General features: G+C 49.6%; 10 protein-coding genes. 8 read left to right on the top strand and 2 right to left on the bottom strand.

Annotated features, from left to right (window positions below):
* The first annotated feature begins 12 nt into the window (after window positions 1-12).
* The 8 genes from ABWH99_RS15090 to ABWH99_RS15055 all read left to right on the top strand — a co-directional run bounded on the left by ABWH99_RS15090 (window position 13) and on the right by ABWH99_RS15055 (window position 12,734).
* On the top strand, window positions 13-1,188 hold the full coding sequence (locus ABWH99_RS15090; protein ID WP_375582679.1) for an efflux RND transporter periplasmic adaptor subunit: 1,176 nt from the start codon (window positions 13-15) through the stop codon (window positions 1,186-1,188).
* A 147-nt stretch (window positions 1,189-1,335) separates the two neighbouring features.
* Window positions 1,336-1,776 (top strand): thioredoxin family protein, encoded by a 441-nt coding sequence (locus tag ABWH99_RS15085; RefSeq protein ID WP_375582678.1) that lies wholly within the window; start codon window positions 1,336-1,338, stop codon window positions 1,774-1,776.
* Window positions 1,777-1,786: 10 nt separating this feature from the next.
* Complete coding sequence (locus tag ABWH99_RS15080) at window positions 1,787-2,770, top strand: FAD:protein FMN transferase (RefSeq protein ID WP_375582677.1); 984 nt, start codon at window positions 1,787-1,789, stop codon at window positions 2,768-2,770.
* Complete coding sequence (locus tag ABWH99_RS15075) at window positions 2,760-2,972, top strand: DUF4266 domain-containing protein (RefSeq protein WP_375582676.1); 213 nt, start codon at window positions 2,760-2,762, stop codon at window positions 2,970-2,972. Before ABWH99_RS15080 ends, ABWH99_RS15075 begins: the two co-directional genes overlap by 11 nt.
* A gap of 13 nt (window positions 2,973-2,985) precedes the next feature.
* Window positions 2,986-4,449 (top strand): DUF3570 domain-containing protein, encoded by a 1,464-nt coding sequence (locus ABWH99_RS15070; protein WP_375582675.1) that lies wholly within the window; start codon window positions 2,986-2,988, stop codon window positions 4,447-4,449.
* A 436-nt stretch (window positions 4,450-4,885) separates the two neighbouring features.
* On the top strand, window positions 4,886-9,463 hold the full coding sequence (locus tag ABWH99_RS15065; protein ID WP_375582674.1) for a LamG-like jellyroll fold domain-containing protein: 4,578 nt from the start codon (window positions 4,886-4,888) through the stop codon (window positions 9,461-9,463).
* 218 nt (window positions 9,464-9,681) lie between these two features.
* On the top strand, window positions 9,682-11,145 hold the full coding sequence (locus ABWH99_RS15060) for an arylsulfatase (protein ID WP_375582673.1): 1,464 nt from the start codon (window positions 9,682-9,684) through the stop codon (window positions 11,143-11,145).
* 17 nt (window positions 11,146-11,162) lie between these two features.
* Window positions 11,163-12,734, top strand: a complete 1,572-nt coding sequence (locus ABWH99_RS15055; RefSeq protein ID WP_375582672.1) for a sulfatase — start codon at window positions 11,163-11,165, stop codon at window positions 12,732-12,734.
* Between the two features lie 272 nt (window positions 12,735-13,006).
* Here the strand turns inward: ABWH99_RS15055 and ABWH99_RS15050 are convergent, their stop codons facing one another.
* Window positions 13,007-15,304, bottom strand: a complete 2,298-nt coding sequence (locus ABWH99_RS15050) for an acyl-CoA dehydrogenase (RefSeq protein WP_375582671.1) — start codon at window positions 15,302-15,304, stop codon at window positions 13,007-13,009.
* A gap of 131 nt (window positions 15,305-15,435) precedes the next feature.
* Window positions 15,436-16,866, bottom strand: a complete 1,431-nt coding sequence (locus tag ABWH99_RS15045; protein ID WP_375582670.1) for an alanine/glycine:cation symporter family protein — start codon at window positions 16,864-16,866, stop codon at window positions 15,436-15,438.
* Window positions 16,867-16,892 lie beyond the last annotated feature (26 nt).

Genomic DNA, 16,892 nt, shown 5'->3' with positions numbered 1-16,892 from the left:
AAAATCCCATACGTGAAAACTACAAAAAATCGGTTTGAAAAAAGTCCTGCCTTCGGCTGTTGGGTTTTGGCTGCTGGCCTCGCCCTAAACGCTTGCGGTTCCGAAACACCGTCGGAATCCGTAACTGAAATGGTAGAGAATCCGTCAAGCTCGGAAACCATTGAAATCACGAGGACTCAATTCGAGTCCTCCGGGATGACACTGGGTACCTTAGAGAAGGTGGACTTCCAAGAGGTAGTGAAAGCCAAAGGAACCATTGACGTGCCGCCTGAAAATCGGGCAGAGTTGAGCAGCTACTTTGGGGGTACCGTCAAAGAGATAAGCCTATTGCCCGGGGAACGCGTAAAAAAGGGGCAGGTGCTATTCGTATTGGAGAATCCGGACTACATACAGATCCAACAGGATTTCCTGGAAGCAAAGGCGCAATTGGTCTATCTGGAATCCGACTACGAGCGACAAAAAAATCTGCTGCAAGATAGTATCAGCTCGGAAAAGAAATTCCTTAAGGCAGCATCGGATTACGAGGTGACCAAAGCGAGATGGGCATCTTTGGGTAGAAAATTGGTACTTATGGGCATTGATCCCGGCACGTTTTCTTCGGAAAACATACGGACCACGTTGCCTGTCAGGTCGCCCATTAGCGGATACGTGACGGAAGTGGTCGTCTCTCAGGGTGCCTATCTCACTCCTTCGCAATTGGCCGTTTCCATCGTGAATACAGACCATATACATCTGGAAATGAATGTTTTCGAAAAGGACCTCGCCAAAATATCGGTCGGGCAGCCGATGCGATTTCGAGTACAGGACGATAGTGATTGGGAGTACGAGGCTGCGGTGTATTTGATCAATAGAACCGTGGACCCGGAAAACCGCACTGCAGGCATGCATGGACATCTGCTGGATGAGACGATGGCCCAAAAGCTACGCCCGGGAATGTATGTGGAAGCAGAGGTTTATACCAGCTCCGAAGAACGCTGGGCCCTGCCCAAAGATGCAGTGGTCGACATCGAGGGACGGTATTACGTACTGCTGCTTCAACAGAAAACAGATACGGGCTACCGGTTCGTGAAACAGGAAGTCAAAACAGGTTTGTCCAATACGGGCTATCTTGAAATTTTGAGTGGTTCCGGACTGGACGAATCGAACGAAATCCTTTTTAGTGGAGCATTTGGTTTGATTAAAGAATAAGATGGATAAATGGTTCGCCTACTTTAAACGGATTGACGAGCAGAAATCGGGCTTTGCCTGCGACAGGCCGGCCAGCTTCACACGATGGAACCTCCCGCCCTTCGGCAGGGAAACAGTTAGGGCAACTCAAAATCGATGATAAACAAAATGAAAAAAAACTGGAAATACATGGTGACGCTTTTGCTTGTGGTGCACGTCACGCTCACACAAGCACAGGATTGGCATTTGGACCTGAACCAAGCACAAATAGAGGCACAGGAAACAGGAAAGAAAATTATTTTGGTTTTTTCAGGTTCGGACTGGTGTGCACCCTGTATAAAACTGGAAAAGGAAATATGGGAATCAGCTGAATTTCAAGCCTATGCGAAAGAAAACTATGTGATGCTGCGGGCCGATTTTCCTAGAAAAAAGGCCAATCAATTACCAGAAGCGCAAGCAAGGAAGAATGGGGAATTGGCTGAAAAATACAATTCCAAGGGTTTTTTTCCTTTGGTAGTCGTATTGGACGATCACGGTCAGGTGATGGGAGAAACGGGATATAAAAAAATGAGTCCGCAGGAGTATATCGGGCATTTAAATAGTTTCTGATCGTTCCACCATGAGATGCCTGCTTTTCTTATTCCTGCTGGTGTTTGGGGCTGATGCAGCCGGTGCTCAGCAAATGCTGCATCGCAGGGTTCTATTGATGGGAAGTCGTTTCGATTTGACAGTGGTTGCGGCGAATGACATCGCTGGCAATGCCTACCTGGACATGGCCATCGGAGAAATTGCACGAATCGAACGATTGATTTCCTCCTGGGATCCCAATTCTCAAACATCAGCAATCAACGCAAATGCCGGCATAGCGCCGGTACGGGTGGACCGGGAATTGATGGAATTGATCGAAAGATCCATTGCCTTATCGGAGCTTACCGATGGAGCTTTTGATATCAGTTATGCCTCCATGGACAACATCTGGAAGTTTGATGGGAGCATGGTGCGCATGCCTGCTCCGGAAGTGGTAAAAAAATCGGTAGAAAAGGTTGGCTACAAAAAAATCATCTTGGATACCAAAAAGCAAACCGTTTTTCTCAGTCAAAAAGGAATGAAAATAGGCTTTGGTGCCATTGGTAAGGGATACGCGGCGGACAAGGCCAAAGAATTATTGATGGCCAATGGAGCGGTGGCCGGCATCATCAATGCCTCTGGAGACATGAATACCTGGGGCAAACAGCCCGATGGCAGCGATTGGATGGTGGCGATTACAAATCCCATGAACAAAAACAAAGCGTTTGCTGAACTACCGCTCAGACAGGGTGCTGTCGTCACCAGCGGGGATTACGAAAGGTTTGTTGAGTTCGACAAGGTACGGTATGCTCATATCATCAATCCTCAAACGGGATATCCTGCCACCGGAATTATCAGCGTGACAGTATTTGCTCCGAGTGCCGAACTGGCGGATGCGTTGGCCACTTCCGTGTTTGTCATGGGAAAAGAGGTAGGAATCGACCGCATTGATCAGCTGCCACAGGTCGCCTGTATCATTATCGACGACCAGGGCGCGGTTCACAAATCAAAACACATTCGAATCAATGAAAAATAAGGTCCTTTTTGCCGCATTGATCCTGTTCGGATTACAAGCATGTGTAGCTGTTAAATCGTACGAAAAAGTGACGATCAATGACCCGGATATGGAATTGGTGGATAGAAAAGCAAAAAAATTTGAAACCAGTTTTCAAGTGTATCGAGAAGGTGCATCGGGTGCAAATGGGGGGAAATCAGGGGGTGGCTGTGGTTGTAATTGAAAAACAAGTAAAGATGAAATTAGTCGGTTTCCTTTTCTTCTGGGGCCTACCCTGTTTGCTCCTGGCGCAAGGTAAGAAAGACAGTGTCACCGTCTTTAAAAAGCGCGTTCTCGAATCGGTGGAAATCGATATGCTTAGCAGTTATTACCGACAGGATGGAAAAAATGCGGCCGTAACCGGTGGCATCGGAACAGAACAACTAAGCGACTTTGCTACCGATATTTTTGTCGCCATTCCACTGAATGATGACGATGTATTGCGGATAAATGGCACCGTTTCTGCCTATACCTCTGCGTCTTCCAGTAACCTAAATCCCTTTTCTGGCGCCTCCCGAGGCGAAGAGGATGATGACGAAGACGAGGGCTATGAAGATCGGGGGAACCGGACTGGGGAAACCACAGGCACTCCCTGGGTCGCTTCCTCCGGTGCCTCAAGGCAAGACACCTGGGCAGCAATGACCGCCAGCTACAGTCACGCATCGGAGGACCGAAACTCCATCTATTCCGCCAACCTGAGTTTTGCAAATGAGTACGATTACAGCTCACTTGGAGCAGGAATGGGACTTGTTCGGTTATTTAACCAAAAAAACACCGAATTGAGTTTGAATGCCGGGGTTTATTTGGACCATTGGCGACCGCAATATCCAACGGAGATAAAGACCTATGTAAACGAACAAGGGGACTTAAATGCAGACTTTTTTGAAGGTGTAGCCATTTTGGACCAAAATGGCCATGCAATCGACAAATATGCGGCCGATGCCTGGAAACCTGCCAATACCGGGCTGGTAGGCGATACGAAACGAAATACCTTTACCGTATCCGCTGCCTTTTCCCAAATTCTTACCAAGACAACCCAGCTTTCAGTTTTTTCGGATATCACCTACCAAACTGGATGGTTGGCTAACCCCATGCAGCGTGTTTATTTTGCAGACAAGGATAACTTTTATATCGGCAATGGTGAAAGTATACCGTTTTATACAGACGCTACCAATCAGGAAGTTTTTCAATTAGCAGACGATATCGAACGACTTCCGGAGACCCGGCTCAAACTTCCCATCGGGATCAGACTCAATCAGTACCTGAATGAATTTCTGGTCGTGCGTAGTTATTACCGGTATTACCGCGACGATTGGGGAATTCAGTCACACACGATAAACATGGAATTGGCCGTTAAGCTTGGGCAATACCTGACTTTCTACCCTAGCTATCGTTTTTATAACCAGGCAGCGGCGACCTATTTTGCCCCTTTTGAGCAGCTACTGTCCACCGATAGGTACTACACGTCAGATTTTGATCTCTCCGGCTACCACTCCAATCAGATTGGATTCGGCATGAAATACGTTGATGTTTTTACATCGGCCCGTCTTTGGAGATTGGGATTGAAGGGACTAACGATCGATTACTCCAATTATTGGCGCAGTACAGGTCTAAACGCTTCAATTGTATCCGTTGGCGCAAGTTTTGTTTACGCGGATTAGGTAGGTATCCCCTGTTTCTCGTTGACCGGTACACCCTGAGAAACGCGAGCGCCAGCTGCTGCATTCGGATGGATGGTGTCAAGTCTTCGAGGGAATGGATTTCACTGCCGGGAATTCCCTGGCAGGCAAGGGTATCTTTTGGATTTCGGTGAGCATTTTTACTATCATTCCCTAGCCTACGAAAGAATTAATTTTGGATATTCTGTTAGAAATCAAAAATATAATAGGTTTTTATATATTTTATCCATATAATGTAGGTGTAAACCATTTATTTCGAACACACCCGGATCAAATTGGATCTATTTATAGATCGTGATTAACGCTCGGGGCGGCGGAATTAACTTCATTTAGCGATTTACGCTGCTTATCACACCATCGGTCTCTCCCTAGGAACCGACCCTTTACGGATATCTTTACTAATAACCAAAACAGACTCATGCCAAATAAACCGATTTCAGAGCTTGGCGGCGAGATATTTCTTGTTGCAGAATTGCAAGATTTTCCTTTGGATTCGTTCACGCTTTCTTTCTGGACCAAGGAACCCACCCGCTTGTTCTACGGTAATTACGATACCGGTAGCAGCTATGAGGATACCGAAACCTTTCTAGATATTCAAGTTAGCTCGAGAAATATTCAATTTAATTTCGTAGTAGCCAACCAACGTTTTAACATTGATACCTATCCCTTGTTCGATGGAAATCAATCCCATCACATCGCAGCTGCCTTCCATCAAACTGCGCAGGGGTATACCATCAGTTGTTACGTGAATGCGGTATTATTGGGATCGAAAACGGTTCAATTATTAAATGGCAATAACCGCCCAATGCGACTGCTCTCCATGGGACCCCTATACCTGGGGAATGCGGCACCAGACGTATCTCAGGATGGCAGGTTCGGTGACCTTCGGGAAGCCCGGGGATGCATGAGCGAACTCCACATCTACCGGAAAACGCTTTCGGCACATGCGATCAACGTTGATGCCCTGGGAGAGATACCAGATTCGTCCAATCTTTTCATGAATTTGCCACTGGATGAGTTGCATTACGATAGGCGGAGAGGGATATGGCTGAATACGGTGCAACCAGACTGTCCTGCCAAGGAGAAAATTCGTACAGATAACCATCCGGTGATAGTTTTTGAGCGCTCCTTTTCCCAGTTTCCTACGAGCGATCGTAGCGTTGCCTTCTGGATTCGTTGCCGGCAGCAGGAGAGGGGAGTACTGATCAGCTACGGCGATGTATCCACTTCGGATGCGCCCAACGACGGGGGAAGCGAATGGGTGCTCCAAGACCCCTCAAGTCTTCGTTTGGGAAGCATTAGTTTTGGACTGGATCTGGGCACGGGATCCTGGAACCACGTAGTCCTCGTAGAAGATGCCACCGCGGGAACCACCTGCTGCTATCTGAATGGCCAGCCAGGCCCCAATTCCCCGGTAAATTATGTCATCGACGGGGTGATTGCAAATCAGCCGTTTATTTTGGGTGCGCAGCAAGCTAACGATGCCGAAGGTACAGTTTTTACCGGCGATTTGGTCGAGTTGCGTTTTTGGTCCCGGCCCTTGTCGGCTGACGAAATAGCTGGATTTGCACGTGGGGTGGTGCCAGATTCCAATGATCCGTATCTGATGTATTACAATTCCCGGGAGGCGACGGGCGTGCAGGAGATATTAAGCGGTAACAAGCCAATGTATTTTCCCCTGTTGAATCAGCAGGTAACCTACTCCTTGCTTTCTGCCAGCGGGGCGATGCATGCGCTACAGATATGTCCCGGAAAAGGTGGCATGCGAACGCTTCCCTACAGTGGTATTGACGGGATAGAGCTTAGTCTGGAATGCTGGACAAGAAGTACTGCAGACGGATACCTCTGCGTTGGACGTACAGGAACAATGGCCGATAATTCGGTAATTTTTTCGCTAGCTCGCGCAAGTGGAGCAATTGACCTACTCATTTACAACACGAATACCACTCAACCGGATCGTTTTACCTTGAAGCAGGGCCTGACAGATCTCAGTGACTGGCACCACATTGCCATCACTTTTTCCGGCATGTCAATCAATGCCTACCTGGATGGTCAGGAGGTGCTGTCTGAAACGATGCCTGATCCATCCATTTTGCCTTCCCTAAACCAACTGTACCTAGAGTTCGGCGGTACAGAGGCTGAAGAATCCTCTATGGAAGGAGAACTTGCGGAGATTCGTCTGTGGAATCGAGCTCTGCCGTTAGGGGAAATTCGGCACCGAATGTACCGTTTCCTTATGGGAAGTGAATTTGGCCTTATTGGCCGCTGGGCTTTTGAAAACTCGCTCGGCAGGGATACCTCGAGTGAAAAGCGGCATGCATTTCCCGTCGACCAACCCGAGTTTAATCGACTGTCGGGCATAGACCTCGAGCCCCTGGACTCTCCCTATCTGGTTGCTCAGGTCAGTCTTATTGAAGATTATCACTTCGACGAGGGGCAAATCACCGAGCGGAATGCCTACCGGGTCATGGTGACCGCTTATAATGAATCTGACCGTCCAATGACGGGAATTGATTTATCGGTTAGCGTACAGGCAGAACCGAACAATCCTTTTCAGGCGGTAGATTTACTCATCGACGAGTCCAAAAAGACAGAGGCGAAGGCCATCGCAATCGGGGAGTCCCAGGCATTGACCACTAATTCGCGGGGCAGCATCAGCTTTGCGCTCGCGGCTGAGGATTTGATTGCACCTGTTTTAAGGATTACAGCTCCTTTTATGTCTGCTGATCATGCACTACTGATTTTCCCTGACCGACAGGCCCACCATCAATTGGCTCAGGTAACGGAGACAGATCTGCTTCATAAGAAGGTAGTCATGGAAGCCGGCGGAGAACCGGTGCCGATGGTATCTGAGGAACAAAGGGAGTCTGCACCTCACGTGGCACAGGCCATTCGTCACTTAATGGGAGTAGCCACCGAAAAAAACCCACAGAGCAATACGCCCGTTGAGCGTCCGGTGCAAGATCGGTTACGGGAAGTCGTCACGCCTCCTGACAAGCGGATGTACGAAAATGCTAAGGTTTCTCCGTGGTCCTATGATTCACAGTCCGACGTGATTGCCGGGTACGCCGTAGGGGCAGGGCAAAACAGCATCAGCCGTTCTCTTTCGGTCAATCAAATGCCCAGTTGGCGCTTCGAAAAAACAGGTTCCAATAATTTCACCGTGAGGGCAACGTCTCCGGGACACCGTACCCGGTATTTTGCCCTGACTGATAATCTTCGGTACGCCGATAAGTTTACCCGCTTATTGCTTACTTCCGTGGATGGTAGGAAAAGAGGCGTTGTACCCACACCGTATGCGGATTTGCTTGCCGCAATTGATCAGGAAAGTCGAGAACGAAGTCAATTCGATCTTTTTACTTTAATCAAAGAGGCTGCTGGTTTTGTCGTACACACCGTAGAACAAGTGTATGAATCGGTCAAGGAAACCATCCGGGTGGCCGTGATTTACATCACGGATGCCGCCAATAAAGTAACCGCTTTTGCCATACATACTGTACAGCATGCCGTAGAGGCGGTCAAAGGTGTGCTTGCCCAAGTGGGCGCCACCTTAGAAGGAGCCATTAATTTTGTCAAGGTACTTTTTGATTGGGAGGATATCCTGGAGACCCAGGAGTTTACTGAAAATCTGTTGAAGTCGGTGATGACATCGGCCCGTGCTAATCTAACGGATACCAAAACCAAAACGCTTGCCTGGGTAGAAAGGGCTAAAGGAGAAACTCATGACTGGCTGGAAAACCTGAAGTCCAATACCAACCAACACAAGTCGTCTATTAGGGAAGACTCGGTCCCCGTACAGCGATCCAGTATAAAGGGTTCCTATATCCAACACATGATAGCGTCTCATGGGCAGCATGCTTCTTTGGACGGAGATGAGGGTCGGGCTCTGGATCCTGGTCAGTCCGACCAACAACTAGATAGAATACACAGGGACAATCCGAGCCAAGTAGACCATATCAACGGCTCTCTCAGTAACCTGCACCTGTTCTCGGGAACCGATTTCAGCAGGGAGGTAATCCTGGACCGATTGATCGATTTATTTGAAACCATTGCATCTAGTCTTTTTGATTTGATGGCGGCAGGAATCGAATGGTTTTTTGATCAGCTCGCCCGGTTGCTCGAAGAGCTGGATAAAATGCTGGCTTACCGAGTGGATATACCCTTACTGACCCGGCTTTATGAGCAAGTCATCACAAAAAAGAAAGATGGCGTTTACTCCCAGCTTACTCTCTACAGCCTTTCCGCGCTATTAGGAGCAATCCCTACTACCCTAACTTACAAGCTGGCCACGGGATCTGAGCGGGGCCCCTTTCACGGCGAGAAGCTTTCCAGCTATCGGAACGTCCTTGTGTCTCATCAGCAGCCAATTTCCCCCGAACAGGCAGAGAGGGAGCGGCAATTAGCCATCCAACAAAAGGCTTCCTTAGGACTGGGAGGCTGCTTTCTCAGTTTTATTGCGATCAGTGGCATTTTCAACACCATCCTAAGCGGAAATAAAAGACCTTCGCTGGTATTAAAACGGGTTGCATTCGCTTTTAATGGCGTCTTTCAGCTTACTCAATTCCCTCTGGGCAGTACGTTTGCCCTGAAAGCCAATCCAGACCCACGGGCTGCCGAAACGGAGGTAGTCATATGGGTAGCTCAGTTTTTTCCGGTAGTGCTGGAAGGAATCGCTGCTTCCGACAAGCTAGATGGAAATTCGACCGCGTTGGATACGTTTTCAGGAGTGGCCATGACCGTTTTTGGAGGGTTACATGCAGCACTTTTTATTACCGTATTTGCGCTGGAAATGGCAGACCCCCATTCGGACAAGTTAGATAGTAAAAGGAAGTTTGTGGCAAACCTGGCTTCTTGTGTCCCTGAATTGACCGCACTAATGAATGATCCCCCTGCCGAAGCATTGATCAGTATACTTTCCTTTACCGCCTGGGAATCGCTCAGCTTGATCCGCTATGCGAACGAAGTAAAGAACCATCAAAACTTCCTGGCACGCTGATGCGAGTCGGTGATTCCTGCTTTATTCGTCTAAATTCGTAAGGTTTCACCGACAAGTAACCGGGTTTGATGTGAAATGATGTACCTCCAATGGGTAGATAATGCGTTGGAGGTCGGCCAAATTCTACCCAGGTACCACCTGGCTTCTCGGGGACCGCTTTTTCTTTTGTGGAATTTATCGGTAATTTGTCGCGGTTTACGTTTCTAATCTAACCAGTCATGCGTACTACTACTACTAGTTTTTGCAGTCTACTCTTGCTTGTATCTTTTGCCTGTTCAACCAAGCCCAACGAGCAAATAGTAAAAAACGACGTCTCTGCCGCGGCGACGCCCAACATCGTATACATCCTGGCCGATGACCTGGGCTATGGGGATTTGGGATTTACCGGACAGGCCTACATTAAGACGCCTAATCTCGATAAATTGGCCGAAACAGGAATGTTTTTCACCGACCATTATTCCGGATCTACGGTTTGCGCGCCTTCCCGAAGTACCCTCGTTTCGGGACTTCATACCGGCCACGCGCCGGTCCGGGGCAATTATGAAATTCAACCCGAAGGGCAATATCCTTTGCCTGATTCGGTTTTTACGCTATTCGAATCCCTTAAAGCTGCCGGGTACACTACCGGTGCTTTTGGCAAATGGGGCTTGGGCTACCCCGGTTCGGAAGGAGACCCCAACAAGCAAGGGGTGGATGTTTTTTACGGGTACAATTGCCAGCGCATGGGGCACAATTATTACCCCTACCACCTTTGGCACAACCAGGACTCGGTGGTGCTGGAAGAAAACGCCGGAACCAATCTCGGTGTTTACGCACCGGATTTGATTCACGAGCAGACCTTGAAGTTTATCGAGGATTACCAGGACCGACCCTTCTTTCTCTATGTTCCCAGTATCATTCCCCATGCGGAGTTGATTGCGCCGGAGGAAGAGATGGCAAAGCACCTGGGGCGGTTTGAGGAAACACCGTATAAAGGGGTGGATGAAGGGCCGACCTACAAAATCGGAGGCTACATGTCCCAGGAAAATCCCCGGGCAGCTTTTGTGGCCATGGTGGAACTGTTGGACCAGCAGGTAGGAGAAATACTGGATAAACTGGAAGACTTGGGTTTGCGCGAAAATACCCTGGTGGTGTTCACTTCCGACAATGGCCCGCACCTCGAAGGGGGAGCGGATCCGGAATTCTTTGACAGTAACGGACCGTACAGGGGACACAAGCGGGACTTGTACGAAGGAGGCATCCGGGTTCCCATGATTGCCAATTGGCCAGGAAAAATAGCGCCCGGCCTAAGTGATCATCCCTCTGCGTTTTGGGACATGTTTGCTACGATCGGGGACCTGACCGGAGCGAAAGTACCTGACAATACCGATGGTATTTCGTTCGCACCCACACTGTTGGGAAAAAAGAAAGCGCAAGCCCAACACCCGTACCTCTATTGGGAGTTCATAGAGCAGGGTGGTAAACAGGCGATTCGAAAGGGAGATTGGAAAGCCATCCGTGTCAATTTGAATGCCGATCCGAATCCACCCATCGAATTGTACAACCTTGCCGAAGATCCGGGGGAGCAAATGAATCTGGCGACTCGCTATCCAGAGCGGGTAGCAGCGTTTAAGGCGCTGATGGAGTCCAGCCACCGTCCCAATCCGGTATTTAAACTCTACGCACAAGAACTCGAAAACTAATCCATAGCATCTATTCCATGAAAAAAACGAACGGTATTCTTTCACTTGCCTTGTTTCTATCCGTGTTTTTTGCCTGCAAGCCGGAAGCGCAAAAACCACCCAACGTACTCTTTATTTTGGTGGACGATCTGGGTTACGCGGATTTGGGTTTTTCTGGTTCTCCCTTTCACGAGACCCCTCATCTGGACCGATTGGCTAGTCAAAGCTTTCAGTTTATCCATGGCTATTCGGGAAGCAGGGTGTGTAGTCCCGCCAGAGCTAGCATCATGACGGGCCAGTTTACCGCAAGTCACGGCATTACCGACTGGATTGGTGCAAAAACAGGTACAGACTGGCGGACCCATCAGCGACACGATCCCATGCTGCCGGCGGAGTACCGGCACCAGCTTCCGGCCGATGCAACGACAATTGCCGAGGCATTTGGGCAAAACGGTTACCGCACGTTCTTTGCCGGCAAATGGCACCTGGGAGGAGAGGGCAGCTATCCGGAGGACCACGGATTCGATGCGAATGTGGCAGGTTGGGACAAGGGGTCACCTGCCGGTGGTTTTTTTTCGCCCTATAAAAATCCGAAAATTGTGGACGGTCCGGATGGGGAAAACCTCACCCTCCGGTTGGGAAGGGAAGTAGCCGATTTCATTACGAACAGCAAGGAGCAGCCCTTTTTCGCATTTATGTCCTTTTACGCCGTCCATGCGCCGGTGCAAACCAGTAAAGAGCGGTGGGCGAAGTACCGGCAGAAAGCCGAATCCATGGGAATTCGTGAGAAGGGATTTGAAATGGGTGAAAAATTACCTTTCCGGACCGTTCAGGATAATCCCAATTATGCCGGATTGGTGGCCTCTGTAGACGACGCCGTGGGAATTGTTCTAGAGCGCCTTCAAAGCCTGGGGCTGGATGAACGCACCATCGTGGTATTTACTTCGGACAATGGGGGAGTGGTGGCAGGTGACGCGTTCGCAACGACTAACCTTCTGGTAAAGGGCGGCAAGGGCCAGCACTGGGAGGGAGGAATTCGCGTGCCCTATCTGATCAAAGTTCCCGGAAAACCTGCCGGTAAGACGATAGATTATCCGGTGGTAGGTGCAGATTTTTTCCCCACATTGGTTGAATTGGCCGGTTTGGAAACGGACCCTGTCCAGGAAATAGAAGGGATGAGTTTGGCTCCGCTGCTGAACGGAGAAACTCCCCCGGAACGGGCCATTTTCTGGCATTACCCTCATTATGGCAACCAGGGAGGGGTTCCGTCCGCTATGGTCCGCAGAGGAGACTGGAAGCTGATTCGCTACTTTGAAGACGGGCACGAGGAGCTGTATCACATTCCAAATGATCCTTTCGAAACGGAGGAACTGTCCCAGGAGAATCCAGCCGTTCACGCCCGACTTACCGCCTTGCTTAGCAGGTACCTGGAAAAAAGGCAAGCTGCTTTACCCGTACCCGACCCCGAATTCGATCGAACTTTGTACAACAAGCGGTTAGAAGAAATGGAACAGGTGCTACTGCCTCGGCTGGAAAAGCAACGGCTGGATTTTCTACGGGAGGATTGGGAACCCAATCCGGATTGGTGGGGCAGTATCACAACGGATTAAAGCGGCAATAATCACCTTATACCAAATACTTCTACTGGAAAGGCCCGGAGGTTCAATAGCCCCGGGCCTGGCTTTTCGGTCGTCTTCGAATCGAACATGAACCGCCACAGGAAAAGGAGTTTTGCTGCCTATCTCCCTCGCGACTGTTTCTGAATCTTTCGGTAGTGTGTCCGCGATAGCCGGATGTTTGGACAGGTAGGTAAGGACTTTTCTTTGGATAGACCGCAGCAGGGAAATAGCCGGTACTGCGATACCTTCTTCGATTCGATTCCTTACAACGCGATCGGCGCTGCCAGACAGGCATCAGGTATGGCAAATGCGTTAACCAGTGGTACCGCATCCTTACGGATCTCCCAGCACAGTTGGTTGACCATCTTTCGGATTGCCTTGGTTTTTACCCCCTCCATGTAGCCCTGCTCCAGGTACCATCCCTTATGGCTTTCCAGTTGGTACAGGGCAAACAAGCTGCATAACTTCTTGAGCACCGATTGGATGGCAGGATCTGGGGTTTGGTTGACTTTTGCCATAAACTTTTCCAGGATCACGCGCTCAATGTACGCTTGCCCCACATTTATAAGGTGATGCTGAGAAACGTTTACCGCATCGAAGGGGTCCATTCCTTCGTCCATTAGGCGTTTTAAACGCCTGGCAGCGGCATCCAAAATGCTGTTTTCCCGATAATCAAAGGCGCTCAGGTGGAAATCGGGGTCCATCAGATGGCTTTCATCCGTATTACGGATGATCAGTGGGTTTTTTTCCGTGAGGGAGGTTTTGGTTTTGGAGGCGACGTAGTTAATGATCGTGAACAGATTCATGTTTTCAAACTGCTCCTTGTAGGCACTTAATCGACTTTTTGCGACCAGTTGCATGAGAACGGTATTATCTCCTTCGAAGGTGGTGTAGATGTCCGTGTCGTTTTTAAGGGCGTCGATTCGGTTTTCGGACAAATATCCTTTTCCACCGCATGCTTCCCGGCATTCCTGCAGGGTAGCAGTAGTGTGCCAGGTCACGTAGGCTTTCATTCCGGCTGCCAGGGCCTCAATTTCCTGCATTTCCTCCTCCTGTCGCTTTAGAAATCGATCGGTGACGTATTCCATTGCAAAGTGGCAGGCGTAGGTTTTTGCAAGCAGGGGAATCAGCCGACGCTGATGCATGCGGTAGTTCAGAATCGGGATTTCATCGCCCCCTTCAGGGCCAAACTGTTTTCTCCGGTCCCCGTACCGAATGGCGATTGTCAATCCGGACTTGGCAGCTGCCAGTGCCGATCGGGGAATGCCAATTCTACCCCCAACGAGGGTGCCCAACATGGTAAAAAAACGCTTGTTATCGCTGGCGATGGGGCTCTGGAAATTCCCGTCTGCATCGACCGAAGAAAAACGATCCAACATGTTCTCTTTGGGAATGACGACCTTGTCGAATGAGATCAATCCGTTGTCCACTCCATTAAGTCCCATTTTTCGACCACAGTCGGTAATGGTAATGCCGGGTAGGGTGGCGCCTGTTTCATCCCGGAGCGGCACCAGAAAGGTACTGACGCCATAGTCCTTTCCGTCAATCAGGAGTTTGGCAAACACCGTGGCCATTCGGCCATGAAGGGCGGCATTGCCGATGTACTCTTTTCTGGCGTTCGGATGGGGTGTATGGATGGTAAAGGTTTTGCTTTCGTGATCGTAGCTTGCGCGGGTTTCAATTCCTTTCACGTTCAAACCATGGTTGGTTTCCGTCATGGCAAAGCAACCCGGAACCTCCAGTGTACCGATGGATTTGAGGTACTTGTCGTGGTGTTTCCTGGTACCCAGAGAAAGGACACTCATGCCCCAAAGGCCAAATTGCACGCCAAACTTAATGACCATGCTCAAGTCCCGGTAGCTTAGCGTCTCCATTACGGTAAAATACGCTTCCATGTCGCCTTCCCCTCCGTATTCCTTGGGATAACCTATAGACCCGTATCCTTTGTTCGCCAGCAGGCGGCACCAGGTAAGTACCTGATTGCGGTATTTTTTCAAGTCATCCGGTTCGATATAGGCAAAATCCTTCGTCGCCAGGTAGTCCTTCAAGGAGTCGATCAAGGGTTTCCTCGAGCCGTCCAGCAGTTCGGTGAGTGCGCGAACGGCAAAGTCCTCCCGGGTTTCGTATTGGGTCGAAACGTTGCTATGTGCAGACTTAAAACTAAGGGCGGCGGCTTGTCCCAGGATGCCCAGATCTTTTTCAAGTTGGGCCAACTCACGCTCGGCCTGTTCTAGGGGAAAAGAATACAAAGACTCGGGACGGGCTTTCTTCAGAAGTTCGATGCCGAGTGATACCAGGTTGGGATAGTTCTTGGAATCTTCCGCGGCTGCGTGAATGGTCTCCCACCAGAACTCCATTTCCTGGCGGTCGGGTGGGGATCCCGGGTCGAGTTTTTCTTTCAAAAAGGCTTTATCTTCATCGCTAAGCCAGTCCGCCCGAGAGAGAAAGTTTAAAAAGGGTTGGTTTTCCTGACCGTCAATCAGGGTTTCGGACCAGACCATGTACACCACCGGTAAGAGTACAAGAGCTCCGGGAGTCGGTAAGTTTTGGGTTTGTTGCATGCTAAATCGTTTATTGTCTGATAACGATTAAAAAGATAAGAAAATTATGCGATCCTTTACGAGCTTACCTGTAAAACTTGCTGCATATTCCCGGGCAGCTTTTGGACTCCCTGAGAGAAAAGCTTTTCCGGTCAGTCAATTTTATCCCAGGCCTCGGTATTTTTCAGGTTAAGGCTATCGGAATTAAAGGTAGGGTCCAGCCCTTTCTTCCGTTGTGCTACGTAGTCTTTCAGGGCATCCATGGCCGGTTTTCGCAGTAGGAAAATGGCAATGATATTTAACCAGGCCATCATGCCCACGCCGATATCACCCAGTGTCCAGGCCAGTGCCGCGGTACGGATCGTCCCGTAGAAAGTAGCGATTAAAATCAAGGCCCGTAGCAGAAACAAAGGCCACTGTCGGTTTTGGTCCCGCTGAAGAAAACTCAAATTGGTTTCCGCAATGTAGTAATAGGCCATGATGGTAGTGAAGGCAAAAAAGGCGAGGGAAACGGCGATAAATCCCGGCCCCAGGTTCGGAAAATGCTCGCTAATGGCAAATTGCGTAAATTCGGGTCCGATGGGCACGCCGGGTAGGTTTTCCACAATAAACCCTCCCTCGGGATCCATCACGTTGTACTGTCCGGTAAAAAGAATCATGAAAGCGGTAGCGGTACAAATGAACAAGGTATCCACATAGACCGAAAAGGCCTGCACGAGACCTTGTTTTACCGGGTGACTAACTTCTGCCGCCGCCGCCGCGTGTGGGGCCGTTCCCTGCCCGGCTTCGTTGCTATAGATGCCTCGCTTGATCCCCCAGGAAATGGCCATTCCGAAAATCCCTCCGAAAGTGGCTTCCATGTTGAAAGCCGAACGGATGATTAATTTGATGACTCCGGGAATTTCGGTAATGTTCAAGGCCATGATGATTACGGCCATCAGGATGTAAGCCGCTGCCATAAAAGGAACCACAATCTGCGCCACCTTGCCAATACGCTTGACACCCCCAAAAATGATCAGAGCCAGGAAAAAACAAATCACCAGCCCAGTAATCCAGGGCGGAACCTGAAACGCATTTTCCACGCTCAAAGCAATGCTATTGCTTTGTACTCCGGGAAGGAAAAAGGCCGTGCTAAGGATGGTCGCAAACGCAAACAACATGGCGTACCAACGGATACCCAATCCTTTTTCTATGTAAAATGCCGGCCCACCCCGGTATTGTCCCCCCTTGATTTCTTTGAACAACTGCCCCAAGGTGGCCTCGATAAAGGCAGATGCACTTCCCAGAAAGGCAATGATCCACATCCAAAAAATGGCTCCCGGTCCACCCATGGCAATCGCCGTAGCCACCCCTGCAATGTTTCCCGTTCCCACCCTTCCGGAGATGGCAATGGCAAAGGCCTGGAAAGAACTCACCCCCCTATCGGAGGACTCGCCTCCAAAAAGTAACTGTATCATTTCCCGAAAATACCGGACCTGTAGAAATTTGGTGACGATGGAGAAATAGATCCCGGCTCCCAGGCAAAGGACGATCAAGGCATTGCTCCAGATAATATCGTTGATGGCGTAAATAATGGATTCCATGGAAAAGGTTGGCTTTGGTCAATTGG

The organism is Cyclobacterium xiamenense, from assembly GCF_042140265.1.
GTDB lineage: Bacteria > Bacteroidota > Bacteroidia > Cytophagales > Cyclobacteriaceae > Cyclobacterium > Cyclobacterium xiamenense_A.
Note: the sequence above shows the minus strand (reverse complement) of the source record. Positions and strands in the feature narration are given on the sequence as shown.

Coding starts and splice junctions, on each gene's coding strand:
- ABWH99_RS15060 (WP_375582673.1), top strand. CDS start 9,682: ATGCGTACTACTACTACTAGTTTTTGCAGTCTACTCTTGCTTGTATCT.
- ABWH99_RS15080 (WP_375582677.1), top strand. CDS start 1,787: ATGAGATGCCTGCTTTTCTTATTCCTGCTGGTGTTTGGGGCTGATGCA.
- ABWH99_RS15085 (WP_375582678.1), top strand. CDS start 1,336: ATGAAAAAAAACTGGAAATACATGGTGACGCTTTTGCTTGTGGTGCAC.
- ABWH99_RS15065 (WP_375582674.1), top strand. CDS start 4,886: ATGCCAAATAAACCGATTTCAGAGCTTGGCGGCGAGATATTTCTTGTT.
- ABWH99_RS15075 (WP_375582676.1), top strand. CDS start 2,760: ATGAAAAATAAGGTCCTTTTTGCCGCATTGATCCTGTTCGGATTACAA.
- ABWH99_RS15045 (WP_375582670.1), bottom strand. CDS start 16,866: ATGGAATCCATTATTTACGCCATCAACGATATTATCTGGAGCAATGCC.
- ABWH99_RS15070 (WP_375582675.1), top strand. CDS start 2,986: ATGAAATTAGTCGGTTTCCTTTTCTTCTGGGGCCTACCCTGTTTGCTC.
- ABWH99_RS15055 (WP_375582672.1), top strand. CDS start 11,163: ATGAAAAAAACGAACGGTATTCTTTCACTTGCCTTGTTTCTATCCGTG.
- ABWH99_RS15050 (WP_375582671.1), bottom strand. CDS start 15,304: ATGCAACAAACCCAAAACTTACCGACTCCCGGAGCTCTTGTACTCTTA.